Source organism: Bradyrhizobium aeschynomenes, assembly GCF_013178945.1.
In the GTDB taxonomy this organism is placed as follows: Bacteria; Pseudomonadota; Alphaproteobacteria; order Rhizobiales; family Xanthobacteraceae; genus Bradyrhizobium; species Bradyrhizobium aeschynomenes.
Genome location: NZ_JABFDM010000005.1, coordinates 150,554 through 174,806 on the forward strand (window position 1 = coordinate 150,554; position 24,253 = coordinate 174,806).

The 24,253-nt window shown below is 66.0% G+C and carries 23 protein-coding genes; 10 read left to right on the forward strand and 13 right to left on the reverse strand.

The window, feature by feature from the left end; genetic code table 11:
- Window positions 1-398: 398 nt before the first annotated feature.
- A complete protein-coding gene (locus HL666_RS16415; protein WP_172112670.1) occupies window positions 399-1,517 on the forward strand; it encodes a cobalamin-independent methionine synthase II family protein in 1,119 nt (372 codons plus the stop codon).
- Window positions 1,518-1,571: 54 nt separating this feature from the next.
- Here HL666_RS16415 and HL666_RS16420 read toward each other — a convergent pair whose 3' ends face one another.
- The 4 genes from HL666_RS16420 to HL666_RS16435 form a co-directional block, all read right to left on the reverse strand.
- Window positions 1,572-2,702: an acyltransferase family protein gene (locus HL666_RS16420; RefSeq protein ID WP_172112671.1), complete on the reverse strand. Its 1,131-nt coding sequence runs from the start codon at window positions 2,700-2,702 to the stop codon at window positions 1,572-1,574.
- Window positions 2,703-2,807: 105 nt separating this feature from the next.
- Entirely contained in the window at window positions 2,808-3,500 is a 693-nt protein-coding gene (locus HL666_RS16425; RefSeq protein ID WP_172112672.1) for an SGNH/GDSL hydrolase family protein, read from the reverse strand.
- Window positions 3,501-3,558: 58 nt separating this feature from the next.
- Window positions 3,559-3,936, reverse strand: coding sequence for a DUF2147 domain-containing protein (locus HL666_RS16430; RefSeq protein ID WP_172132959.1), 378 nt, complete (start codon window positions 3,934-3,936; stop codon window positions 3,559-3,561).
- 185 nt (window positions 3,937-4,121) lie between these two features.
- A complete protein-coding gene (locus HL666_RS16435; RefSeq protein ID WP_172132960.1) occupies window positions 4,122-5,774 on the reverse strand; it encodes a caspase family protein in 1,653 nt (550 codons plus the stop codon).
- Window positions 5,775-5,929: 155 nt separating this feature from the next.
- Here HL666_RS16435 and HL666_RS16440 point away from each other — a divergent pair, with 155 nt between their 5' ends.
- The 3 genes from HL666_RS16440 (at window position 5,930) to ahcY (ending at window position 10,243) form a co-directional block, all read left to right on the forward strand.
- Window positions 5,930-7,279, forward strand: coding sequence for a hypothetical protein (locus HL666_RS16440; RefSeq protein ID WP_172112675.1), 1,350 nt, complete (start codon window positions 5,930-5,932; stop codon window positions 7,277-7,279).
- A 69-nt stretch (window positions 7,280-7,348) separates the two neighbouring features.
- On the forward strand, window positions 7,349-8,545 hold the full coding sequence (metK, locus tag HL666_RS16445; protein WP_172112676.1) for a methionine adenosyltransferase: 1,197 nt from the start codon (window positions 7,349-7,351) through the stop codon (window positions 8,543-8,545).
- 276 nt (window positions 8,546-8,821) lie between these two features.
- Entirely contained in the window at window positions 8,822-10,243 is a 1,422-nt protein-coding gene (ahcY, locus tag HL666_RS16450; RefSeq protein WP_172182425.1) for an adenosylhomocysteinase, read from the forward strand.
- A gap of 90 nt (window positions 10,244-10,333) precedes the next feature.
- Here ahcY and HL666_RS16455 read toward each other — a convergent pair whose 3' ends face one another.
- Window positions 10,334-11,203, reverse strand: a complete 870-nt coding sequence (locus HL666_RS16455) for an urea carboxylase-associated family protein (protein WP_172182427.1) — start codon at window positions 11,201-11,203, stop codon at window positions 10,334-10,336.
- A gap of 116 nt (window positions 11,204-11,319) precedes the next feature.
- Window positions 11,320-12,360 carry a M15 family metallopeptidase domain-containing protein gene (locus HL666_RS16460; RefSeq protein WP_172182429.1) on the reverse strand — a complete coding sequence of 347 codons (1,041 nt, stop codon included), beginning with the start codon at window positions 12,358-12,360 and terminating at the stop codon, window positions 11,320-11,322.
- Between the two features lie 294 nt (window positions 12,361-12,654).
- Here HL666_RS16460 and HL666_RS16465 point away from each other — a divergent pair, with 294 nt between their 5' ends.
- Window positions 12,655-12,834: a hypothetical protein gene (locus HL666_RS16465; protein ID WP_172112680.1), complete on the forward strand. Its 180-nt coding sequence runs from the start codon at window positions 12,655-12,657 to the stop codon at window positions 12,832-12,834.
- A 5-nt stretch (window positions 12,835-12,839) separates the two neighbouring features.
- Here the strand turns inward: HL666_RS16465 and HL666_RS16470 are convergent, their stop codons facing one another.
- Both HL666_RS16470 and HL666_RS16475 read right to left on the reverse strand, forming a co-directional pair.
- Entirely contained in the window at window positions 12,840-13,439 is a 600-nt protein-coding gene (locus HL666_RS16470; protein ID WP_172182431.1) for a cytochrome b/b6 domain-containing protein, read from the reverse strand.
- A gap of 58 nt (window positions 13,440-13,497) precedes the next feature.
- Window positions 13,498-13,776, reverse strand: a complete 279-nt coding sequence (locus HL666_RS16475) for a PepSY domain-containing protein (RefSeq protein WP_172112682.1) — start codon at window positions 13,774-13,776, stop codon at window positions 13,498-13,500.
- A gap of 577 nt (window positions 13,777-14,353) precedes the next feature.
- On the opposite strand from HL666_RS16475, the gene HL666_RS16480 reads away from it, so the two are divergent.
- On the forward strand, window positions 14,354-14,845 hold the full coding sequence (locus HL666_RS16480; protein WP_172182433.1) for a P-loop nucleotide/nucleoside kinase family protein: 492 nt from the start codon (window positions 14,354-14,356) through the stop codon (window positions 14,843-14,845).
- Between the two features lie 276 nt (window positions 14,846-15,121).
- On the opposite strand, the gene HL666_RS16485 is transcribed toward HL666_RS16480, so the two are convergent.
- Together HL666_RS16485 and HL666_RS16490 are read right to left on the reverse strand one after the other, a co-directional pair.
- Window positions 15,122-15,853: an alanyl-tRNA editing protein gene (locus tag HL666_RS16485; protein WP_172182435.1), complete on the reverse strand. Its 732-nt coding sequence runs from the start codon at window positions 15,851-15,853 to the stop codon at window positions 15,122-15,124.
- Between the two features lie 146 nt (window positions 15,854-15,999).
- Window positions 16,000-16,725 (reverse strand): hypothetical protein, encoded by a 726-nt coding sequence (locus HL666_RS16490; protein ID WP_172182437.1) that lies wholly within the window; start codon window positions 16,723-16,725, stop codon window positions 16,000-16,002.
- 166 nt (window positions 16,726-16,891) lie between these two features.
- Between HL666_RS16490 and HL666_RS16495 the strand changes: the two genes are divergently transcribed.
- Window positions 16,892-18,352 (forward strand): flavin-containing monooxygenase, encoded by a 1,461-nt coding sequence (locus HL666_RS16495; RefSeq protein ID WP_172182806.1) that lies wholly within the window; start codon window positions 16,892-16,894, stop codon window positions 18,350-18,352.
- A gap of 29 nt (window positions 18,353-18,381) precedes the next feature.
- Here the strand turns inward: HL666_RS16495 and HL666_RS16500 are convergent, their stop codons facing one another.
- The 3 genes from HL666_RS16500 to HL666_RS16510 form a co-directional block, all read right to left on the reverse strand.
- Window positions 18,382-19,965: a peptidoglycan recognition protein family protein gene (locus HL666_RS16500; RefSeq protein ID WP_172182439.1), complete on the reverse strand. Its 1,584-nt coding sequence runs from the start codon at window positions 19,963-19,965 to the stop codon at window positions 18,382-18,384.
- A 1-nt stretch (window position 19,966) separates the two neighbouring features.
- Window positions 19,967-20,230: a hypothetical protein gene (locus HL666_RS16505; protein ID WP_172132967.1), complete on the reverse strand. Its 264-nt coding sequence runs from the start codon at window positions 20,228-20,230 to the stop codon at window positions 19,967-19,969.
- Window positions 20,231-20,441: 211 nt separating this feature from the next.
- Window positions 20,442-20,897 carry a MarR family transcriptional regulator gene (locus tag HL666_RS16510; RefSeq protein ID WP_172112825.1) on the reverse strand — a complete coding sequence of 152 codons (456 nt, stop codon included), beginning with the start codon at window positions 20,895-20,897 and terminating at the stop codon, window positions 20,442-20,444.
- A 97-nt stretch (window positions 20,898-20,994) separates the two neighbouring features.
- Between HL666_RS16510 and HL666_RS16515 the strand changes: the two genes are divergently transcribed.
- The 3 genes from HL666_RS16515 (at window position 20,995) to HL666_RS16525 (ending at window position 24,251) form a co-directional block, all read left to right on the forward strand.
- Window positions 20,995-22,917, forward strand: coding sequence for an FAD-binding monooxygenase (locus HL666_RS16515; RefSeq protein WP_172182441.1), 1,923 nt, complete (start codon window positions 20,995-20,997; stop codon window positions 22,915-22,917).
- Window positions 22,918-23,050: 133 nt separating this feature from the next.
- Window positions 23,051-23,296 carry a PilZ domain-containing protein gene (locus tag HL666_RS16520; protein WP_172112826.1) on the forward strand — a complete coding sequence of 82 codons (246 nt, stop codon included), beginning with the start codon at window positions 23,051-23,053 and terminating at the stop codon, window positions 23,294-23,296.
- 85 nt (window positions 23,297-23,381) lie between these two features.
- Window positions 23,382-24,251 (forward strand): tetratricopeptide repeat protein, encoded by an 870-nt coding sequence (locus HL666_RS16525; protein WP_172182443.1) that lies wholly within the window; start codon window positions 23,382-23,384, stop codon window positions 24,249-24,251.
- Window positions 24,252-24,253: the final 2 nt, after the last annotated feature.

The window sequence follows — 24,253 nt, forward strand, 5'->3', positions numbered from 1 at the left end:
TTGCAGGGGCGACCGTCCTCGCGCATTCAGCGGGTGGGAGCGATCGAAGTTGCGGCGATACGGTCCTGTCGTCGCTCAACCGGTATGCAGGATGCGGCTCTTTGCAGGATCAGCGGGGGCTTTGCCATCCAGCCGGCCGCGCGTCCTGGAGATGGATTTGATGAGGTCACCTCAGGATTTTGAGGAAAACGAGCCGAGAGCAGCCCAGAAGATCATGCTGTGCCGCAACCGCGCCACGCCTTCCCACGATCTCTTGCCGACGGAATTGTATACCGATCGGATACGGGGTAGGGGATGGACCCAGTCCGCGACGGTTTGCCGGGTGACCCACCCAGGACATCTCGCGCCCGGTCCAACAAGCATACTCAACGAATCGACGTCTTCCAAGGAGTGAGCCCATGCAACGCACCAAGCCCCCCTTCCGCGCCGACGAAGTCGGCAGCCTCCTGCGGCCGCAGAAGATCAAGGACGCCCGCGCCAAGCTCGAAAAGGGCGAGATTTCGGCGGCCGACCTCGCCAAGATCGAGGACATGGAGATCGAGAAGGTCGTGCACCGCCAGGCCTCGACCGGCCTCAAGCTCGCGACCGACGGTGAATTCCGCCGCTCCTGGTGGCATTTCGATTTCCTCGCCAAGCTGACCGGCTGTGAGCTGTTTCACCCGGACACCGGCATCCAGTTCACCGGCGTGCAGACCCGTCACGACGCGGTGCGCGTGATCGGCAAGCTGGACTTCCCGGATGATCATCCGATGCTCGATCACTTCCGCTTCCTCAAGAAGCACGCCGATACGGCGCATGTGACGGCGAAGATGACGATCCCGTCGCCGGCCGTGTTGCATTTCCGCGGCGGCCGCAAGTCGATCTCCAAGGAGGTCTATCCCGATCTCGACGCCTTCTACGAGGATCTCGGCAAGACCTACCGCAAGGCCGTGAAGGCGTTCTACGACGCCGGCTGCCGCTATCTGCAGTTCGACGACACCGTGTGGGCCTATCTGTGCTCGCAGGACGAGCTGAAGAAGGCCAGGGAGCGCGGCGACAATCCGGACGGTCTGCAGCAGATCTATTCGCGCATCATCAACTACGCGATCGCCGAGCGTCCCGCCGACATGACGATCACGACCCATGTCTGCCGCGGCAATTTCCGTTCGACCTGGATCTCCTCGGGCGGCTACGAGCCGGTGGCCGAGACCATGCTCGCCAATACCAACTATGACGGCTATTTCCTGGAGTACGACAGCGAGCGCGCCGGCGGCTTCGAGCCGCTGCGCTTCCTGCCCAAGGGCAACAAGGTCGTCGTCGTCGGCCTCGTCACCTCCAAGGTCGGCGAGCTCGAGAAGAAGGACGACATCAAGCGCCGCCTGGAAGAGGCTTCGAAGTTCGCCCCGCTCGACCAGCTCGCGCTGTCGCCGCAGTGCGGCTTCGCCTCGACCGAGGAAGGCAACATCCTCTCCGAGGAAGAGCAGTGGGCCAAGCTGCGCCTCTGCGTCGAGCTCGCCGAGGAAATCTGGGGGAAGTAACCGCCCGGTGAATGCAGGGCACGCCTGGACAGCAGGCGTGGCTGTGCTGACTGATCAGTGATGAGCAAGCGGGGCCGGAGCAATCCGCCCCGTTTGATTTTTGCGTAGCAGGGCGCGGCGGATCAGCCGCTGTGCCGGCGCCTCGAACCAGCGATAGGTGAGGTACGCCGCGGTCAGGGTCAGGCCCATGAAGCCGAGCCAGAACAGATCGCTGTAATACGGAATCGCTCGCCCCAGCGATGCGAACACAAGCGCGATCGCGAGCTGGATCGGGAAGTGCAGCAGATAGCACGAATAGGTCATGTTGCCGGCGGCCTGCAGCAGCACCTCGATGCGTCGTGGTACGGTGATGGACGCTGCGCAGGCGAACACCAGCATTGGGGTGATGACGAGCAGGAGCGCCGCGGCGCGTTCGGCCAGATCGATGCCCGAGAACCAGAGCGCGACCGGAATTCCGACGGCCGCGCATCCGGCCAGAATCTCCAGCTTGGTGCGATACGGGGCATTGGTGACGCTCTGCCGCGCCATGGCCGCCAATCCGCCAGCGTAGAAGAACACGACGCATTTGCCGACCAGCGTGCCGCTCGCGATCCCGGCCAGGATCATCGCGAGATTCAGCAGCGGCGATGTGGTGACGAAGCGCAAGCCTGCAAAGAACGCGGCATAGACCAGCACCTCGATCGAAACTGACCAGATCGGGCCGTTGAAGCTGACGCCGGTCGGCGGCAGCCAGTCGCTCGCCATGACCAGCTGTGCGACGAAATGGCCGAGATCGTTGCTCTGGTAGACGAAGGCGAAGCCGTGCTGCGCGACATAGAGGGCCTGCAACCCCGCGACCAGTAGCAGCGTTGCGAGATGCAGCGGGTAGAGCCGCGACAGCCGGTTGACGAAGAAGGTCCAGCCGTCGACCGTGCCATCCGGGATGACCGCGCTGTACTTCCAGAAGAAGATGAAGCCGGAGATGCACCAGAAGATCACGACGCCGTATTCGCCGAGCTCATAGAACGGAAACAGGACATCGTAGAACGGCAGCTCGCCGCGGACGAGACCGACCGGCGCGTCGGCGACATAGGCGAAGTGCGGGTAGTGCCACAGCAGCACGGAGATGGTGGCGAGGAAGCGCAGCAGCTCCAGGCCGAGCAGCTTGTGAGTCCCAGGCGATGTCGACGTTGGAGGCTTGGCCATGCAGGGTTCGTTAACCGTCGCGACGCGATGCGCAGGCCGATCCTAGCAGGGACGAGGTGAAGGATTGTTTTCGCAGGGCGGCGAGGATCAGTGCCGCGCGGCTGATCAGCGGCAGGCGAGTTCGGTTCCCTGCAGGATCGCCTGGTCCCAGGACCGGTAGCCGGCCGCATTCAGATGGATGCCCTCGAGCGTGAACGGCGTCTCCATCGGCGGCAACGGCAGGAAGGTTGCTCCGGTCCGTTTCGCGAGCTCCGGCAGGGCGGCGCGGTAGCCGGTGATGCTCGCCATCGCGGTCTTCTCCATGGCCGCCGTGAACGGCCCGCGCGTCTCGACCGGGGGAAAATCGACGATGAAGAGGCGTGTCGTGAGCGACGCTAGCTCGCGCAACAGCGCCTCATAGCGTACGGCGAAGATCGCGCTGGAGTCGGGCTTGACGGTCAGCGCGTCATTGACGCCGAGCGAGACGATGATCGCAAACGGCCGCTTCGGTCCCAGCGCCGGCTTGAGCCAGCCGGCGAGGTCGCTGCGTGTGCCGGCGCCGGCGAGGCCGGCATTGACGACCGGATGTCCGCAGGCGGTGGCCGGCAATGTCGCGGCTTCGACGATGCTGTCGCCGAGCACGATGATCGGGTCGTCGGGGCGCGCCTGCAGGTTGTAGTGGACGACGAGCTGTCGAACCGTACGGTGATCGTTGGCGGATGGCGCTGCAGACCGGCGCACCAGCACGAACGTCGCGGCTGCTGCGGCAATCACTGCAAACAGTACAAACCCCAGCCGCGCCTGCGTTTTCGCTGCCATGTGGACGATTGACGCTCCTCGATCTGCCGTACGCTAGCGCGAATACGCCAACGGATCTCTAATTCGCCCGTGTCCAGGTCGAGGACCGACAGATCACGCCGCCGAGGGCGCAGCCCGAGGTCGTCAGCGTGTTGCCCGACAGCGTCATCTTCGCATCGTAGGTCTTGCCATCGTCCGGGTTGCTGTAGCTGCCGGCCCAGGCGTTGGGCCCGGTGGACTTCATGCCGGAGAACAGCCGTTGGCCGACCTTGGCCGGCGTGTCCGTGCCCTCTTTGATCCAGACAAGCGTGCCGCAGACGGCGCCGCCGCAGGGCGCGAACCTGACCTTGGACGCGCCGCTCTCGCGCAGCCAGACGCCGGTGACGTCGTCGGCGAGCGCGGGGCCCGCGGCCAGTGCGAGCGAAAAACCAAGCCCAAGAACAAAACGACCGATCATGCGAGCCTCCCCTGTATGCTTCGAGACGCAGATTGTTGCCCGTGGATCGTGTCGGTGACGCGGCATGCCGACAGCCCTGATCCACGTCTCTGTTGGTCGGAAGATATCAGGATTCGGCGGAGCTGCACCCGCTGCGAAGGTAGCTGCGAGGGGGGCAGGCTGTCGCAGCGTCTGCCCGGCGCCGTCTATTTCGCCGCCAGATAGACCTCGCCGAGCAGCGAGGAGTTCGACCATGGCACCTGCCTGTTCCGGGTGCCGGCGACGACCTCGGCGCGGACCCGCGTCAGCATCTGCTGCACCTCGAGGCCGGGCGTGCCGATGTGGCGCGACAGCGCCGCCGAGAATGGGCTGTTGTCGCCCTCGCCATCGAGCGCGACCTTGCCCGGAGCCGTCGCGAACGCGATTAGCGTGCCGGCCCCGGACGTCGCGCCGGCGCCGAGCGAAGAGGGCGCGGCAAGGCCACTCGCGCTCAAGCTCCTGCTAGGCGGCGCGGCCGGCTCCGGCGGCGCGAACGGGTTGTTGCGGCAGGCGTCGAGGATCAGGATGTTGGTGCGGACCTGGTCGTCGAGCCCGGCCAGGATCAGGTCCATGTCGACCATGGCGGTGACGATTTCGCTGCCTGCAGACAGCGCGATGTCGGTGGGCACCAGATAGTTGCGGCCGTCGATTTGCACGCCATGCCCGGCATAGAACACGACGGCCATTTGGGCCCGCGTCGCCTCGCGCAGGAAGTCGCGCGTCTTGGCCTGCATCGCCGCGCGGTCGAGATCGATGCCCTCGACCACCGTGAAGCCGATGTCGCGCAGGCTCTTCGCGATCGCACGCGCATCGCGCGGCGGATTGGTCAGCGGCTGCACATGCGCGTAGGCGCCGTTGCCGATCACGAGCGCCATGCGTTGCCCCGTCGCGAGCGCCGCTGGCTGGGGCGTGTCGGCGCGCTGCGGCGGCTGCACGACCGGTTCCGACAGCAGCGAAAGCCGCACCTTGGCGGTCGCCTGGTTGGCCTTGCTGCCGGCGTCGGACGCGACCGGCTTCAATGCCGCGGCGTAGTCCGCCTTGGCCGCGTCGAACTCGCCCTTGGCCTCATAGGCCAGCGCCCTGTGGACATGGGCGGCGATGACCACGCTGCCGGGCGGCGTCATTACATTGGCGGGCGGATTCTGTGCCAGGCGCACCGCCTCGGAGCCGTCGGCGATGGCGCGCTCGACATTGCCCTTGGCGCGCCAGATGACGCTGCGGTTGATCAGCGGCGAGGCCAGCGCCGGGTCGAGCCGGATCGCCTCGTTGATGTCGGTGAGCGCGCCGTCGAGGTCGCCCGTCGCCTCCCTGGAGATGCCGCGGTTCTGCCAGGACAGCGCTGATTTCGGCGTCAGCTTGATCGCCTGATCATAGTCCGCGATCGCCTTGGCGAAATCGCCGGCGCCGCGATGGGCATTGCCGCGGTTGTGGAAGAGGGTGCCGCTCGGCGGGCCGTTCTTGATCGCGTCGTTGAAGTCGGCAATCGCGATCTCGTACTCGCCCTTGTCGTAATAGGCTGAGCCGCGCAAATTGTAGATCGCCTGCGCCGGCTGCAGCCGCAGGGCTTCGGTGGCATCCGAGATCACACGGGCATAGTCGCCCTTCTTATTCCAGCCGACCGCCCGCCAGAAATAGATCGTCGCCAGCTGGCTGCCGGAGAATACCTTCAGCGCGATGATCTTGTTACAGGCGGCGATCATCTGGTCCGCCGGCGTCGTCTCGGTGGTGCAGAGCGGGCCGAGCTGGGATTTCGACTGCGCGAGGGCAGGGGACACGCAGAGCGCGGCCAGGAGCGGCAGGAGCAGGAGGGCGCGGCGCATCGGGACAAACCGGAGCGGGAACAGCAGGGAAACCATGTCCCGTTTGTTGCGCCCGCAAGGTTCCGGGTTCAGGCCCTTTTATCGGTGGGCAGATGGTGCTAGAGCGTTGGGCCAATGGCGTTCTGCCCACTCAAATTTCCCACCTGTTCAGCCGCATGAAGAACGACCAGCTGCTCGCCCAGATCACGGAGTTCTGCCGCCAGTCGGACATGGCGGAATCGACGTTCGGCCGACGCGCCGTCAACGACGGCAAGCTCGTGCAGCGGCTGCGCGAGGGCAAGCGCATCACCATCGACACGCTGGACCGCATCCAGGCCTATATCGCGGCCTCGACCGGCACCCTGCCGCCGCCGCGGCTCGACGTCGTGCCGGAGAAGCGCGACCCCAAGAGCAATTTCCGCTTCTTCGAGAACCGCCAGAAATACCTGCTGTTCGTCCATACTTGCAGCGAGAAGCGGGTCGTCGCCGAGCGCGTCGGCCTCGAGCTTGCCAGCATCCATCCACGCCCCCCGGCGCTGCGGCTGTTCGATGCCGGCGTCGGCGACGGCACCGTGCTGTCGAAGGTGCTGCGGACGATGCACGGCCGCTTTCCACACATTCCGTTCTACGTCGCCGGCAAGGAGCTGAGCCTCGAAGATGTCCGGCTGACGCTGGAGAAGGTCCCGGACCGGCTGTTCGAGCATCCTGCGAGCGTGTTCGTGTTCACCAACATGAACTATGCCGAGGCGCCCTGGCTGACGCCGGCGTCGCCGTCGGTCGCCGCCTCGATGATCTGGCACGAGGTGGTGCTGCAGGGCGATTCGTCAGGGGATTTCGAGGCGCAGATCACGGCGCTGAAGCCGTTCCTGGAGCAGAACTGGCGCGCCAACGTCTCCCAGCGCACGGGCATGCCGGTCTATGAGCGGCCGATCGCGCTGGTGCTCTACCGCGAGGATCACCGCTTCCTGCTCGACGGTATCATCCCCCGGGCCGGGCGGGTCGAGGCCAATTTCGACCTGATCATCGCCTCGCAACCCTATCGGGCTCGGTCCTCGGTGAATTTCCGCGCCAAGCGCATCATCGCACCGCTGGCGCGGGCGCTCAAACCGGGCGGCCGGCTGATTGGAATCCACTCCCATGGCCAGGATCCGGGCCTGGACATCATCCAGGCGGTGTGGCCGGGAGAAAATCCTTTCTCGGTCAGCCGCCATGAGCTATTGCGCGCCGTGAAATACGAGCTCGGCTCCAGTGGGCGGGACTTAAATTTCAACGCCTATGCGGACAATCGCTCGATTTTCAGGTATGAGATGGAGGCTCTGCCCAACGAGGTCACCGGTGCGATCGGAACCTCGACCGCCTTTGCAGCCTGGAACGCGGCGGTGTATGTCGCGCAGATCGAGGAAGACCGCCTGACCGAGGTGGCCCACTCGTCCCGCGCGCTCGACGCCGCCAGAGAGGTTCTGCGAAAGCACAACGGGCTGTGGTTCTACGACGAGTCCTACGTCATCTCGCGGCGTCGCGACTGACATCCTGGGATCAGGAAACTTGGGATCAATACAAACGACCGCCGTGGGCGGCGAAGAAGGGGTTGCTTGATGCGCGCGTCTTATCTGTTCACCTCGGAGTCGGTGTCCGAAGGCCATCCGGACAAGGTCTGCGACCGTATTTCCGACGAGATCGTCGACCTGTTCTACCGCGAAGGGCCGAAGGCCGGCATCGACCCCTGGCAGATCCGCGCCGCCTGCGAGACGCTCGCCACGACCAACAAGGTCGTGATCGCCGGCGAGACTCGCGGTCCGTCCTCGGTCACCAACGAGCACATCGAGCACGTCGTCCGCGAGGCCATCAAGGACATCGGCTACGAGCAGCAAGGCTTCCACTGGAAGACCTGCGACATCGAGATCCTGCTGCATCCGCAGTCGGCCGACATCGCCCAGGGCGTCGACGCGCTGCAGCCCGGCGAAGTCAAGGAAGAGGGCGCCGGCGACCAGGGCATCATGTTCGGTTACGCGACCAACGAAACGCCGGATTTGATGCCGGCGCCGATCTTCTATGCCCACAAGATCCTGCGGCTGATCTCGGAAGCCCGACACGCCGGCGTCGAGAAGGTGCTGGGGCCCGACTCCAAGAGCCAGGTCACAGTGCAGTACGAGAACGGCAAGCCGGTCGGCGTGCGCGAGATCGTGGTGTCGCATCAGCACCTGGTCGAGGACATGACCTCCGCGCAGGTCCGCGAGCGCGTCGAGCCTTATGTGCGCAAGGCGCTGCCCGAAGGCTGGATCACCGCGAAGACGATCTGGCATATCAATCCCACCGGCAAGTTCTTCATCGGCGGTCCCGATGGCGACGCGGGTCTGACCGGCCGCAAGATCATCGTCGACACCTATGGTGGTGCGGCTCCGCATGGCGGCGGCGCGTTCTCCGGCAAGGATCCGACCAAGGTCGATCGCTCCGCTGCCTATGCCGCGCGCTATGTCGCCAAGAACATCGTCGCCGCCGGCCTCGCGGACCGCTGCACCCTGCAGCTCGCCTATGCGATTGGCGTGGCGCGGCCGCTGTCGATCTACATCGATACGCACGGCACGGGGAAGGTGTCCGAGGACGTGCTCGAGAAGGCTGCCGCCCAGGCGATGGATCTGACGCCGCGCGGCATTCGCACCCACCTCGACCTCAACCGCCCGATCTACGCGCGCACCTCGTCCTACGGCCATTTCGGCCGCACGCCGGACAATGAGGGCGGCTTCTCCTGGGAGAAGACCGATCTCGTCGAGGCGCTCAAGCGCGCGGTGTAACCGTCTTGATCTCTCCCCGCTCGCGGGGAGAGATCGGATTGCATCGATCAATGCAGTCCGGGTGGGGGACAGGGGCAACAGTTCGCACCATGCGTGCGGCTGCCTCTCATCCCATGACCGATGCCATGCATCGGTTTGACCAAGCCAAGGACGACGGCAGAAGGCCGCCGTCTCCTATCCCCGAAAGTCCGGGGGCGGTGATCCAGACTGCGCCTCGACGCGTCTCTTTTCGTTTCGTCACGACCCCGTCCGAATACATCCGACCAGGAAACCCACATGACCGCCAAGCCAGGTTTTAACGAATACATCGTCAAGGACATGTCGCTCGCCGAGTTCGGCCGCAAGGAGATCTCGCTCGCTGAGACCGAGATGCCCGGCCTGATGGCGACGCGCGAGGAGTATGGCCCGAAGCAGCCGCTCAAGGGCGCGCGCATCGCGGGCTCGCTGCACATGACCATCCAGACCGCGGTGCTGATCGAGACGCTGAAGGCGCTCGGCGCCGACATCCGCTGGGTCTCCTGCAACATCTATTCGACTCAGGACCACGCCGCCGCCGCGATCGCCGCCGCCGGCATTCCGGTGTTCGCCATCAAGGGCGAGACGCTGGTCGACTACTGGGACTACACCGCCAAGCTGTTCGACTGGCACGGCGGCGGCCATCCGAACATGATCCTCGACGACGGCGGCGACGCCACCATGTACGTCCATCTCGGTCTGCGCGCCGAGAACGGCGATACGGCGTTCCTCGACAAGCCGGCCTCCGAGGAAGAGGAAGTGTTCTTCGCGCTGCTGAAGAAGCAGCTCAAGGAGAAGCCGAAGGGCTACTTCGCTGCCATCGCGGCGTCGATCAAGGGCGTCTCGGAAGAGACCACCACGGGCGTGCATCGCCTGTACGACATGCAGAAGGCCGGCACGCTGCTGTGGCCGGCGATCAACGTCAACGACAGCGTCACCAAGTCGAAGTTCGACAATCTCTATGGCTGCCGCGAGTCGCTGGTCGACGGCATCCGCCGCGGCACCGACGTGATGATGTCGGGCAAGGTCGCGATGGTCGCCGGCTTCGGCGACGTCGGCAAGGGCTCGGCCGCCTCGCTGCGCCAGGCCGGCTGCCGCGTGATGGTCTCCGAGATCGATCCGATCTGCGCGCTGCAGGCGGCGATGGAGGGCTACGAGGTGGTGACGATGGAGGACGCAGCCCCGCGCGCCGACATCTTCGTGACCGCCACCGGCAACAAGGACATCATCACCATCGAGCACATGCGCGCGATGAAGGATCGCGCCATCGTCTGCAACATCGGCCACTTCGACAACGAGATCCAGGTCGCCTCGCTGAAGAACCTGAAGTGGACCAACATCAAGCCGCAGGTCGACGAGATCACCTTCCCCGACGGCAAGCGCATGATCCTCTTGTCCGAAGGCCGCCTCGTGAACCTCGGCAATGCGATGGGCCATCCGTCCTTCGTGATGTCGGCGTCCTTCACCAACCAGACCCTGGCGCAGATCGAGCTCTACGCCAACAACAAGGACGGCAAGTACAAGAAGGAAGTCTATGTGCTGCCGAAGTCGCTGGACGAGAAGGTGGCGATGCTGCATCTCGCCAAGATCGGTGTGAACCTGACCAAGCTGCGCCCCGACCAGGCCTCCTATATCGGCGTCAAGCAGGAAGGCCCGTTCAAGTCGGACCACTACCGCTACTGATATCCGGCGCACCGCGCGGCTGATATGGCGAAGGCCGGGGCATTGCCCCGGCCTTTTGCGTTGGTGCCTTCCGGAGCCGTCGCGGTGCGGTCAGCGCGCCGGCTGCGCGCCGTGGCCGCGGTGATAGTCGCTGGGCGACGGCCACGGCCAGCCGGCCAGCTTTGTCCGGTCGGGCTCGTAGATCTCGATGTGCAGCGGATGGCAGGCCGCGGCATCGCTCGAATGCGTCGCGCCGCAGTCGCCGCCCGGGCAGGCCGAGAGCGCGCCGAGCAGGTCGATCTCGGCCAGGAATTCGATGTAGTCGTCGGGCCGCACCGGGCTCGCCTTCATGAAGTACTGATGCGTATCGCGGGTGAAGCCGGTGCACATGAAGACGTTGAGCACGTCGTGCACGTGCTGCTCGACGGCCCGCGGCTCCGTCTTCAACTCGCCGGCCAGCGCACGCGCCAGGTTCGAATGGCAGCAGAAATCGTAAGCGCCGCCGCTGAGCAGCCGGTTGGTATAGGGATCGCAGCGCGTGCCGATCACATCGTGGATGCCGGCGCCGTCGGCATCGAAGCCGTACCAGCCGAGCGTGTCGTGGCTGATCGTGGCCATCGGCCGCAGGCTCGGCATCGTGCTCCACAGCCGGTCGCCGGTCGAGACGTGCGTGGCATGCAACGCCCGTGTCTTGCCGCTGAAGAAGCGCTCGGACAAATCATGCGCATTCCACAGATTGAGGTCGCCGACCTGCGGGCCCTCGACGCTGACGATGCGGAAGAACTGTCCGCGCGCGACCCGAAAGCAGCGCGCATCGCGCGGCGGCACGATCACTTCGTCGATCTTGGTCATCGTCTGCCGCGCGGCCTCGAGCATCGCCATGTCCGGCCGCGGCAGCGTGCCGGCGGGATAGACTATGGCAGGGCGGACGGCGCGCCGTGCGGCGGCATCAGCGGGCTCGGGCGGCAGGTGTGACGGCATGATCTACTCACGAGGCGGCAGGGGCGGGATCGTCACCATAGCGCCTCTTGTCCCCGCCTGTCCCGGATGGCCGATCGCCGCCCCGACAGTCGATCGATCGGTCCGCGTGGCCTGCGTCAGCCGGTCCGCCGCGAGCCCAGCGCCGAGGCACGCACGGCCTTCGCGCGCTTCGCCGCATGATGCTCCTGACGCGCGGCGATACGCTTGTGCTTCCGCGTCTCGGCCGCAGCCACCTTCACGGCCGGCGTGCGGTGCTTGCTATATTCCTCGCCGTCGACAGGGCCGACATGCGGCGGGTCGCGATCGAGATAGGGCCGGCCGACGCCGAAACTCTTGCCGTTGGCGTCGACCCATTTCCACAGCTGCTCGGTTGCGACCCAGCGCTGGGCGCGCGTCGCGCCGTTGACGCTGACGATGTCGGCGGCGAGGCCATGGCCATAGCCGCCGCGCAGGCTGCCGCCGTGATAGGAGCGGTTGGTCGCCGCCTTCAGCCCGCTCGCGATCTCCTGGCGATAGTCGTCGCGGAAGCCGCTGGTGATGCCGGGCGCGAGGCCTGCCGCCTCGGCGGCGTGCAGCGTATGAAACAGCTTCAGCTTGAAGCTGCGGTCCATGCCGCCGATGACATATTCCGCCATGCTGCGGCCGACCCGCTCGGCGGCCTTGGGATCCTTCCAGGTGAAATCGTTGTCGACGAGCCTGGTGAAGCTGCGCGTCACCTTCACCATCCGGCCCTTGCGCTTGACCGTGACGACGCGGCGCTCGGTCTCCCGGATCTTGTCGAGCTTCGGCGCGCGCTCATACAGCGCAAACAGATAGCGATCGACGCAGGCGTCGATGTCGGGGCACTCGTCGAGGATCTCGATGCGATCGGCGCTGGCGACGGTGGACTTGGGCGTTTCGCCCGGCGCCGTCGGCAATGCCGCCTCTTCCGCAGGCAATACGGTCGAGGGCGTAATCGATGCCGTCGTCAGCGCCGTCTCTGGCGACAGCGACGGCGGGGTCATCGGCTCGGCGGTCGTCGAGGCCGTGACCTCCGCGACGACCGGCGTCGTCATTGCCTCCGGTTCGGCGGCGGCTGCAGGCCAGGCCATGACGCAGCCTGCGAGGACAACCGATCGGCACAACGCACGCGTGGTGAACTGCTGAGAGCTCATCATCCGGCCTCCTAGAATCCAGGCCCCTGCGAACAGGAGCGGTCAGGCATCCGATACCTGCGATTGTTCGGTGCTAGCCGGCCGGGCGCAACACCACAGCGCGTGTGGCCGGCACCTTTTGCGGGAACTGTGTCTTGAGTGCAACGATTCGGAGTTCCGCCGAGCGGCGCCTCGACCAGCGGTTCAGCCTGCGCACCGCGCGCCGCGCAGCGTCAAATCCCAACCATGAAAGACGATCAGTTGCCGGCGTCAGAGGCGCGGCGTACGCTGTCGGAACTGGTTCGTGGAGCTGATGTCATGAGCACCATCGAGATCATCGTCGGTGGCACCCGGCTGATCCGGGACTATGCGCCGGATGATGCAATCTGGTCGTTGCCCGAGGAAAAGCGGGAGCGAAAGGCGCTGGCGGACGCGCAACGCGATCTCGCCATAGGCGCTGACCGCCTCGCCCAGACGCCTTACGCCGTGCGCGGCTGAGCCGGTCAGGATTCGGAAGGCGGAATGTCCGAACGCGGCCTGCGCCGCATCAGCTTGCGCCCCGTCAGCATCGCGCGCGCGAGGTTCTCGTGCTGAATGCGGCTGACCAGCACGACGCCCGCGACATGCAGCACGACCAGCGGGATGAGGAGATACGACGTGACCTCGTGGGTGTCCTCGACCCACCAGAGCCCGAAGAAACGCACCGTGACCTGCATCGCGCCGGACACGGCAGAGACGATCAGCAGCAGCAGCAGCGCCAGCTGCATTGCCGTGCCCGCGGGGTTGAGCCCGAGATAGCGCCCGGTCTTGCCGCGCAGCAGATTCCACAGATAGATCGGTGTGGCGCGCAGCCGGGCGCGGACACTGCGAAAGCGCGAATGGCGCGTGCCGATGATGCCCCAGATCAGCCGGAAGGCCAGCAGTCCGAGGATCGCATAGCCCGCCAGCCGATGCAGCCCGTCATAGACGTTGGGCGTGACCCAGGCGACGATCACCAGCACGGCCAGCAACCAGTGCCACAGGCGCAACGGCAGGTCCCAGACCAGCACGGTCTCGGCCTGGTCTGGGTCCTTCACGCTGACTCTGGGAGCTGTGCCGTGCATGGCCGTCGGATCGCGGCGCGCAGCGGAGCCGCACGCAGTCTCGATTACTTGGCGTCGATTACTTGGCGACCGTGTGCTTCAGGCTCAGATCTTCCGGGCTGTAGAACAGCTCGTAGAGCTTGCCTTCCTTGACCCCGTAGACCTCGTAGCAGGAGCCCTCGATCTTGGAGCGGCGCACCTCGTAACCCAGCGCCTTGGCCTTCGCTTCGGCCTCGGCCGCCGGCTTCCACTGGGCCTTGTCGAGCTTGGTGCAGTCCTTGTAGCCGTCGGCCAGGGCCGGCGAGATGGCGAAGCCGGCGAGTGCGGCGCCGAGCAGGGCGGCGGTGGTCAGTCTCATCAATCCCTCCAATGAAGCAAAATCAAACACGATGCATCGTGGCACCAGTGGAGACGGCAACGGCGCGAATGTGTCAACGGAGCGGCAGCTGGAATTGCTCTTAGAGCTTTTCCAAATTCGTGTCGGGCCTGCAGAACAAGGGCTGCGCCGGCAGGCGCGGTCTCCGCGACGTTAGGTCTCGATGCGCAGGCAATCGCCTGTCGGAGCACCCATGGATGCGATCAAAGCGGTCTCGCCCATGGCGTCACCCGCAATTAGTTACTCGTCATGCCCGGGCTCCTTCCCGGGCATCCACGTCGCTCCACGACATGGAACGACGTGGAGAGCCGGGACGGAGGATAGACGGATGGCAAGGCCAGGATCTGCATTGGCCCCGGAGAGATGCGGACCGTCTGGACCGCGCCGCAAGGTTCTGTCACAAATGCCCGATGACTTCTCGCGCTCACCTCGCAGAAGCGGCCGCCCGCCGCCGAATTACCGACCCGGCCTGATCCGTCGGGCCGGGCGCGATTGCCTGCGAACATTGTCCGCGACCGTTTTGACGCCCGAGGCGGCGTCGCACGCGAGGTCTTCATCCATGTCTGCGAACCCACCTACGCTGCACCTCGTGTGCGGCAAGATCGCTGCCGGCAAATCGACGCTCACGGCCGAGCTCGGCCGGCACCCGGCCACCGTGGCGGTGGCTGAGGACGACTGGCTGGCACAGCTCTATCCGGGCGAGCAGACCAGTCTCGCCGACTATGTCCGGAATTCGTCCCGGCTACGTGCCGTGATGGGGCCGCATGTGGTGGCGCTGCTGCGCGCCGGCGTTTCGGTCGTGCTCGATTTCCCGGCCAACACGCTGGCGAGCCGTGCCTGGATGCGCGGCCTGTTCGAAGCCGCGCAGGTGCCGCACCGGCTGCATCATGTCGACGTGTCCGACGAGATCTGCAAGGCGCGGCTGCGCGCGCGGAATGCCGGCGGAAGGCACGCCTTCACGGTCACCGACGAGGAGTTCGACTTGTTCACGTCGTACTTCGTAGCGCCGACGCCCGAGGAAGGATTCGACGTGATCGTGCACCAGCCCTGACATCGCTGGTAGCGCAAGGGCCAACTCTGTCCGCACGTCATTCCGGGGCATTCGCAGGTCCGCGCCAGCGGACAAGCGAATGAGCCCGGAATCCATGATCACCGGCTGGTATGAGGGGTCAGATTCTCCGTGGAGAAATCGCCTACGCTCTCAAGCAGTCGTGGTTATGGATTCCGGGCTCGCGCTTTCGCGCGCCCCGGAATGACGTTGGAGACAGTGTGGCCTTCATCGATGACGACGTGGCGGCAACGCGTTGCATGCCGGTGCACGGCGCGTCTATGCAGCGCCCAGCCCGATCCTGAACCTCCGGTTCTGCCGGCCCTTGTTGTCGACCTTCAGAATTCGGATGCGCCGCGCCCGCGCGGTCGAAACCAGATGCGTGCCGCCGCAGGCCTGGCGGTCGAGGCCGTCGATGTCGACGATGCGGATCAGGCCGTCGGCCTGGCGCGGCGGGGCGACGGATTTGGCGCGGAAGAGTCCGGCGGTGGCTTGCGCGGCATCGTAGTCCATGTCGAAGGTGGTCACCGGGCGGTCGTCGGCGATCGCGGCGTTGACGGCGTGCTCCACGGCGCGCAGCTGCTCCGGTGCCACCTTGGGCAGGTCGAAGTCGGCGCTGAATTCGTCGCTGTCGGTCATGCGGACGCCGGTCAGCAGCGCGCCGTCGAACAGCGTGTAGACCGCGCTGTTGACGAGGTGGGCGACCGTATGTTGCTCGCACATCCGCTGGCGAAAGGCGGCATCGACGCGCAGCTCGATCGTTCCGTCGGGAATGGCATCGTCCCCGATCAGGTGCCAGATGCCGTCAGCGGTCGGCTCGAAGCCCACGATGTCCCGCACGATGCCATTCCACGCGATCGTGCCGCGGTCCGGCAACTGACCGCCGCCGCCCGGATAGAACGGCGAGCGCGCCAGCAGCACAGCGCCAGGACGCGCGTCGAGCGCGGTGGCGTCCAGCGCCCGAATCTCGGGATGATCGACGGCGAAGGGGCGTGGAAGAAGTTCGGTCATGCGAACCGGTCGCTGTCTTTGCCCGGATGAGCGCGGCGACATCCGGGTTCACCGAGATAGCGCGTGAGATCCCGCATGTCGCTGCGCTCATGCGGGCTACGAATTCTACGCAGCCTCGCTCGTCCGTGCAATGTGCCTACCGCGCCTCACCGGCACGCGGCCACGCTGAACCAAGCCATGCGAAACGCACCGTCGCGCAGCCGCAGGCACACGGTGTCGCCGGGTTGCAGCCGCTCGTACAAGGCCTGTGCCACATGGGCGTCGGTTGCCGTCGCAAACGGTCCCCAGGCTTCCAGCGTGACGCGATAGGTCGCGAGCCGGCTGTGGCCGACATGCTTGCCGAGAACGCGGCTGCGCAGCAGCGCCGGTGCCGAACGGTCGAGCGCTACGTTGAACTGGCCGAGCGTCCCGAAGGCGTAGGCGCCGACGAACAGCGCCGCGACCAGCAGCCGCCAGCCGCGCCGGCGCAGTTGGGTCTCGAAGCGAGCGGCGACGATCAGGAAGACGAGGGCGACCGCGATCGCGAATGCCGTCAGCGGCAGCCAGCTGACGAGGTTGAGGTCCGACAGCGTGCGCGCGGCGAGTGTGCCGGCCGCCACGATGCAGCCGGTGCCGAGATTGGCGCCATAGCCGGAGCCGAGGCCGATGCGGAACCGGTCCGGAAAGCGCAGGGTGAGGACCAGCGCCAGCAGCGGGATGATCGTGACGACCGCGATCAGCTGGCCGGCTGGAAAGCTCGGGAAGAGCGACCAGGCCGCGAGCCCGATGGCTGCAACCGTGAAGCCGAGGGCTAGGCGTTGCGCCTGCACGCTCCCGCGCTCTCGGCTGTGGTCGTCGCCGGGCCTGTGGTTGCTTGGGTAGGGGGCGTTCATCGCAAGGTCCATCTCCATGCGCGTGACCCGCAGGCCGCGGAGGCGGGTCGACCGACGATCAACGCGCCGCCGATTTGACAGGGACTGGCAGGGTTGCGACTGTTCGTCGCCAGAAGCAAGAAGCTGGACCAGGGAACGCCAGGAAAGCGCCATGTCAACAGAGGCGATGTCAACAGAGCATGTCGACGTGCTGATCGTCGGCGCCGGGCTGTCCGGCATCGCCGCTGCCTATCATCTGCAGCACAAATGCCCGGCCAAGCGCTTTGCGATCCTGGAGGGGCGGGGCGCCATCGGCGGCACCTGGGACCTGTTCCGCTATCCCGGCATCCGCTCCGACAGCGACATGTACACGCTCGGCTATTCGTTCAAGCCCTGGACGGATCCGAAGGCGATCGCGGACGGGCCGCAGATCCTGAAATATGTCAGGGACACCGCGACGGAGAACGGTATCGACCGCCACATCCGCTTCAACCATCGCGTCGTCAGCGCGTCATGGTCGAGTGCGGACGCCCGCTGGACCGTCGAGGCCGAGCGACAGACGGAGCAGGGCACGATCGAGACCGTGCTGATGACCTGCGGTTTCCTGTTCATGTGCTCCGGCTACTACCGCTACGAGAACGGCTACCTGCCGGACTTCAAGGGCATGGCCGACTTCAGGGGCCGCATCGTGCATCCGCAGGCATGGCCTGAGGATCTCGACTATGCCGGCAAGCGCGTCGTCGTGATCGGCTCCGGCGCCACGGCGGTGACGCTGGTGCCGGCGATGGCCAGGACCGCCGCCCATGTCACCATGCTGCAGCGCTCGCCGACCTATGTCGTCTCACGCCCGGCACAGGACGCGCTCGCCAACAAGCTGCGCGCGCATCTGCCGGCAAGCCTGGCCTACCACCTGATCCGCTGGCGCAACGTGCTGTTCGGGATGTATTTCTTCCAGCTCAGCCGGCGCAAGCCGGAACGCGTCAAGCAGCTGATCCTCGGCGGCGTGCGCGCCGCGCTCGGCGCCGACTACGACGTCGCCACCCATTTCACGCCGCGCTACAACCCCTGGGACCAGCGGCTGTGCCTGGTGCCGGACGGCGACCTGTTCAAGACCATCCGCGAGCAGCGGGCGTCGGTGGTGACCGCCGGGATCGAGACGTTCACCGAGCGCGGCCTGCGCCTGTCCGATGGCCGCGAGCTCGAAGCCGACGTCGTCGTCACCGCGACCGGGCTGGTGCTGCAGGTGCTCGGCGGCATCGCGGTGATCGTCGACGGCCGCAAGGTCGATTTTGCCAACACGCTGAACTACAAGGGCATGATGTATTCCGACGTGCCGAACCTCGCGGCGACGCTGGGCTACACCAACGCGTCCTGGACGCTGAAATGCGACCTGACCTGCGAGTATGTCTGCCGTCTGCTCAACTACATGGACCGGCACGGCTACCGCCAATGCGTGCCGCACAATGACGACGGCAGCGTCACGCCGCTGCCGTCGCTGAGCTTCAGCTCCGGCTATGTGCAGCGCTCGATCGCGGACCTGCCCAAGCAGGGCTCGAAGCGGCCGTGGCGGCTGTACCAGAATTACGCGCTGGACATCGTCTCGCTACGCCTCGGCAAGGTGGACGACGGCGTGATGCGGTATTCGTAAACGGCCGAGCCGTCGGCCTCATCTGCGGTTCACTGCAGCGCCTGGCCGAGCGCCGGATTGCGGTCGATCGCCGTTGCGACCTGGGCCAGCAGGGCATCGCATTCGGCGCGGATTTCCGCCTTCTTACGGTTGATCGGTCCCCAATGCTTGCGCATGTGCCGTAGCGCGACCGCGGCGTATTCGGCGGCGAAGGCGGGGCACTGCTTGCAGAGCCGCTGGAATTCGAGTCCGTCACCGGAGCCGAAGTTTTCCAGACTGCTCGGCCGACAATGTACGCCGACGCCGAAATCGGCGAGGAAGCCTGACGGGCTGTTCCTGTATCTGGCGAAGATCTGCCCCAGCAGCGGGCTCGCGCGATTGGCGTTGAAGCTCATCTGGAACAGGCCGGCCTCGGCGGTGTCCGACGTCACATTGTCGGCCGACCTGTCGCGCCCTTCGCAATATTGGCCGGAGCTCTCGCGCATGCCCAATCCCATCATCAGGACGAACAGGTGCCGCAACGTCTCCGCGCCGTCGGCGGCGTTGCTCATTCCTGCCGCGGTGAAGATGTCGTTGTACCAGGCGAGGGCGTCGCGATTGAGGTTGCCGGAGGATTTGCTGGCCATGTCCAGCGCGGCAGCGTCGTTGGCTTTGAACTTGTGGTAGACGCGTCCGAAGGTCAGCGCCATGCCCACGACATAGCCCTTGGGCGCTGCGCCCCGGTCCCGCCAATTGATGCGCGTGACCGGACTGCTGGCAGCCATCTGCTTCAGCTCGTCGATCGAGCTTGGACCCGTTGCGGGCGCCGCGAAGGCCTGCAGCGCCGGTGCCGCAGCCAGGGGAAGCACCGGGCCCGGCGATTGATCGAGCGCGGCCCAGGTCTTGGGACCAGCGATCCCGTCCGGAACCATGTCGTGCTGGCGCTGGAATTCGCGTAGCGCGGCCTCCGTGCCGGCGCCGAAGATGCCGTCGGCATCGATCTTGAGATCGTTCTGCAGTTGTCGGACGAGATCGCCGCGGGCGCCACGCCGCAAGGTCGGGCGCTTCTCCTCGTCGATCGGCGGAACGATGATCGGCGCCGGAGCCGTGCCCGCAAGGATGGCGGCGACCTGCAACCGGAATTCGTTCATGTCGAATGTCGGGTCGTTCTTGCGGCCGGGAGGCAGCGCATACTCCTTGTGGCCACAGCACATCACCGGGTCGGCGTGGATCTTCCTGAGGATCGCGGCCACCCCGCGACGATAGGCGTCGAGCTGAACGGCGGGCCATGGATCACTGGTCCTGCCGGAGTTCTCGGCTTCGATGCCGATGAAGCTTTCATTGCCTGTGCGCAGACCCTGCCACATGCCGACCCCGGCGTGGTTGCAGCGCCCGGCGGCGACGACGAAGTACGTTCCGTCGCGTCCGAGACCCAACTGCGCCAGAGGCCCGGCGAGATCGGGCCGGCCATTGGTGATGATGCCGAGGCTCGGCATGACGCCCTTCTCCGGTCCAGGTCCCGCCGTATGATGGCAGATGACGCCTTTGACCGTGCCCATCTCGCCCCGCCCCCGGGAGCGCCATCCCGGCTGCTCGGCCACCTTGAGGCCGGCGTCCTCGAGAACTTCAGCGAGCCATGTGAGTGAGAAGGCCACGTCAGACTCCTCCGATCGCTGCAGGCAATTCCGCGTCGCTCGTCACATCGTCGAGTCCGAAGTCGAGATCGCACCCATCGACGTCGTCTTCGTCGTCGTCATGGTGATCGACGTCGGCCGCGACCTCGATCCTGATGCCTCCGATGGCCGGCGGCAGCTCGGCATCCGAGGTGAACTCATCTTCGATGTGCTCTATGCCGCACAGGCAGCTGTCAGCATCACTCTCATCGTGGCTATCAGCGGATGTATCGGAGGTCGTGGGCATGAGGCGCTCCCCGCCATGAACTGCAATATGAACTCATCACAATTCCGGAGAGCGTAGCGCGGCGGACCGGCCCGTTCATCTGCCGAAGAGATACAGTGGAGATATATGGCGGAAGGCGCGTGCGGCCTGACGATGTATCTTATGGTCTACGACGGTCCATGACCGGCGGATGAGGCGGAGTTTGTCTCCTCTGGAGATCGGCTTCGAGCGATCACTGCCGCTCCGCCGCGCCCTCCCGCAATGGCGCGCGGCTGAGGTCGTTGGCGGCGGCGATCGCCTTCTGCATCAGGCGGATCAGCTCGCGCGCCTCGGTCTTGGTCAGGCCGCGCACCATCAGCCGCTGCGCTGCCTCGACCGCCGGCGTGATCGCCCGCAGCGTCCGCTGTCCCTCGTCGGTCACCAGGAGCTCGCGCGAGCGGCGGTCGCGTGCACTCGCCCGGCGGACCACGAGGCCCTTCTGAGTGAGGCGGTCGATCACCCCGGTGATGGTGGTCCGGTCGTAGGCGATCAGTCCGGCCAGGGTGATCTGGTCGGTCGCCGGATTGGCTGCGATCGCCGCCAGCGCCGCATATTGCACCGGCGTGAGGTCGAAGCCGGCCGCCTCCACCTCCGCCAGGAATACCGCCACCGCGATCTGCTGAAACCGGCGCGCCAGATGGCCCGGCATGTCATGCATCTCGGCCAATCGAATCTCCCTTCGCTTGCTTGACAAGCATACTGATGATCAGCATACTGATCAATAAGGAACAGCGAGGGAGGCCGTCATGCAGTTTCACCTGAACGGATTTCAGCCGGGCGATCCCGAGATCTTCGACCCGGCCGAGCGGGTGGCGAGCCAGGGCGCGCAAGGCGCGCTCCCGGCCGAGGTCGACGTGCTCATCGTCGGCTGCGGGCCGGCGGGGCTCAACCTCGCCGCCCAGCTCTCCGCCTTTCCTGACGTCAAGACCTGCATCGTCGAGCAGAAGCCGGGCCGGCTGCTGCTGGGCCAGGCCGACGGCATCGCCTGCCGCACCATGGAGATGTTCCAGGCCTATGGCTTTGCCGAGAAGGTGCTGAAAGAGGCGTGCTGGATCAACGAGACCACGTTCTGGAAGCCCGACGACGCCAACAGCGCGCAGATCGTCCGCAGCGGCCGCGTGCAGGACGTCGAGGACGGCCTGTCGGAGATGCCGCATGTCGTGCTCAACCAGGCCCGCGTGCACGACTTCTTCCTGGACGTCATGCGTCGCTCGGCATCGAGGCTCGAACCTCATTATTCGCGGCGGCTGCGCGATCTCACGATCGATCCCGCGGCGCCCGCGGGCGCGCATGGCGTGACCGTCGGCTTCGACCGCATCGATGCCGCGCATGAAGGCCAGGTCGAAACGATCAGAGCGCGCTACGTCATTGGCTGCGATGGCGCCCGCAGCGTGGTGCGCAAGGCGATCGGCCGCGAGCTGCAGGGCGATTCCGCCAATCACGCCTGGGGCGTGATGGACGTGCTCGCCGTGACTGACTTTCCCGACATCCGCTTCAAGTCGCTGATCCAGTCGGCCCGGGACGGCAGCCTGCTGGTGATCCCGCGCGAGGGGGGCTATCTGGTGCGGCTCTATGTCGAGCTTGCCAAGCTCGATGTCGGCGAGCGCGTGGCGGGCCGCAACATCACCGTCGATACCCTGATCGAGAAGGCGCAGCGCATCCTGGCGCCGCATACGCTCGAGGTGAAGGAGGTGGCGTGGTGGTCGGTCTATGAGATCGGCCAGCGCATCACCGACAAGTTCGACGACGTGCCGGAGGCCGAGGTGGCGACGCGGCTGCCGCGCGTCTTCATCGCCGGCGATGCCTGCCACACCCACAGCCCGAAGGCAGGGCAGGGCATGAACGTGTCGATGCAGGACACCTTCAACCTCGGCTGGAAGCTCGCGGCCGTGCTGGGCAAGCGTTGCGCGCCCGAACTGCTGCACAGCTACTCGGCCGAGCGGCAGGCGATCGCTCAGGAGCTGATCGATTTCGACCGCGAATGGGCCGCGATCCTCGCCTCCGCCGCCAAGCAGGGCGGAGCGGATGCAGCGCAGACGCAGGACTATTTCGTGCGTCACGGCCGCTACACCGCGGGCACCGCGACCCACTACCGGCCGTCCCTCCTCACCGGCGACGATACCTTCCAGCAACTCGCTTCGGGCTTCGTGATCGGCAAGCGCTTCCATTCTGCACCCGTGATCCGGCTGGGCGACGCCAAGCCAATGGAGCTCGGCCACGTGGTCCAGGCCGATGGCCGCTTCCGCCTGTTCGCATTTGCCGGAGCCGAAGATCCCTCCGCGGCTGATTCCGCCATCCGCCGCCTGTGCAGGTTCCTGACCGAGGATGCAGCCTCACCCGTGCGCCGCTTCACGCCGGCCGGCGCCGATATCGATGCCGTCATCGACCTGCGCGCGGTGTTCCAGCAAGGTCATCGCGGGCTCGCGCTCGAGACGATGCCGGAGCTGCTCAAGCCGCGGAAGGGCCGCTACGGCCTGATCGACTACGAGAAGATGTTCTGTCCCGATCTCAAGGGCGGCCAGGACATCTTCGCGATGCGCGGCATCGATCGTACGGCCGGCTGCCTGGTGATCGTGCGGCCCGACCAGTATGTCGCCGACGTCATGCCGCTCGATGATGTCAGGAGGCTGTCGGCGTATTTCGACGGCATCATGCTGCCGGCCGTTTGAGGCGACCATGGTAAACAAGATGCAAACCGCGGCGCCGGATTCCCGGACCTCGCGCTAGCCGGATCCCAACGTTTTGCCGCTACAAGCATGAGTCTCCGGATGGACGATTGAGTGGGTGAGACGTCGAATGTTGATGTTGGCGAACCGTCGCAAGAGCGAACGTCGGCTGTGCAAGAGAATTGCCAAGATACACTACGGCAACGGCAGCTTGCCGCGTGACTGCACGGTGACGGATATTTCGGATGGCGGCGTGAAGGTGGTCGCCGAGTTCGTCGAAATCCCACCGCAGTTCACGATCGTCTTCTCGCCCGACCACCAGCGGAAATGCCGGCTGGCCTGGCGCATCGGCTGCGAGTTCGGCGCCGAATTCATCGATTGAGGCGCCCCTCGCGCGGCTGCTTAACGGGACCTTAGGGTTAATCTGCCAGCGTGCAGGTCATCTGGTCCCGAAGTAGTTCAGTTGCATGCGTACGCGGCCCTCCTGCTCCCTCCCTCTGCTCCGGCCGGCCGCGTTCGCGCTGTCGTTCGGCGTCGTGCTGCTCGGCCTCGGCGCCTGCCAGACCACCGATCTCGGCGACATCACCGGCGCGCTCGGCGGCAAGTCCGAAAAGCCCGGCGGAGCCGCATCCGATCCGCGCGCCGAGCTCGACCAGCTCCGCGAGCGCTTCCGCGCCGCGCCGAACGATCCCGAGGTCTCGCTTCGCTATGGCAGCGCACTGCGCGCCACCGGCCAACGCTCGCAGGCGGTCGCCGTGCTCGAGCAGGCGACGATCGCCAATCCCGGCAACAAGGCTCTGCTGGCCGCCTACGGCCGCGCGCTCGCCGACAACGGCAATTTCCAGCAGGCCTTCGACGTCCTCAGCCGCGCGCATTCGCCGGAGGATCCCGACTGGCGCATCCTCTCGGCGCAGGGCGCCGCGCTCGACCAGATGGGGCGCAACGAGGAGGCGCGGCAGTACTACATCACCGCGCTCAAGATCGCCCCCGACGACCCTTCCGTGCTGTCCAATCTCGGTCTGTCCTATGCGCTGTCCAACGAGCTGCCGAAGGCCGAGGAGCAATTGCGCAAGGCGAGCGCAAATCCCGAGGCGAGCCCGCGGGTGCGCACCAATCTCGCCGTCATCGTCGGCCTGCAGGGCCGCATGAGCGAGGCGGAGAGCATCGCGCGAACGGGGCTGCCGCCCGAGCAGGCCAATGCCAACGTCGCCTATGTGAAGAAGATCCTGGTGCGAAGGCAGATGGCACAGCGCGAGCTGACGCCGCGCCACGACCGCCCGGTGGCCGGCCAGCCCGACAAGGCGCTGGCGAAGGCGCTGAGCCGTTCCGACGACTGAGC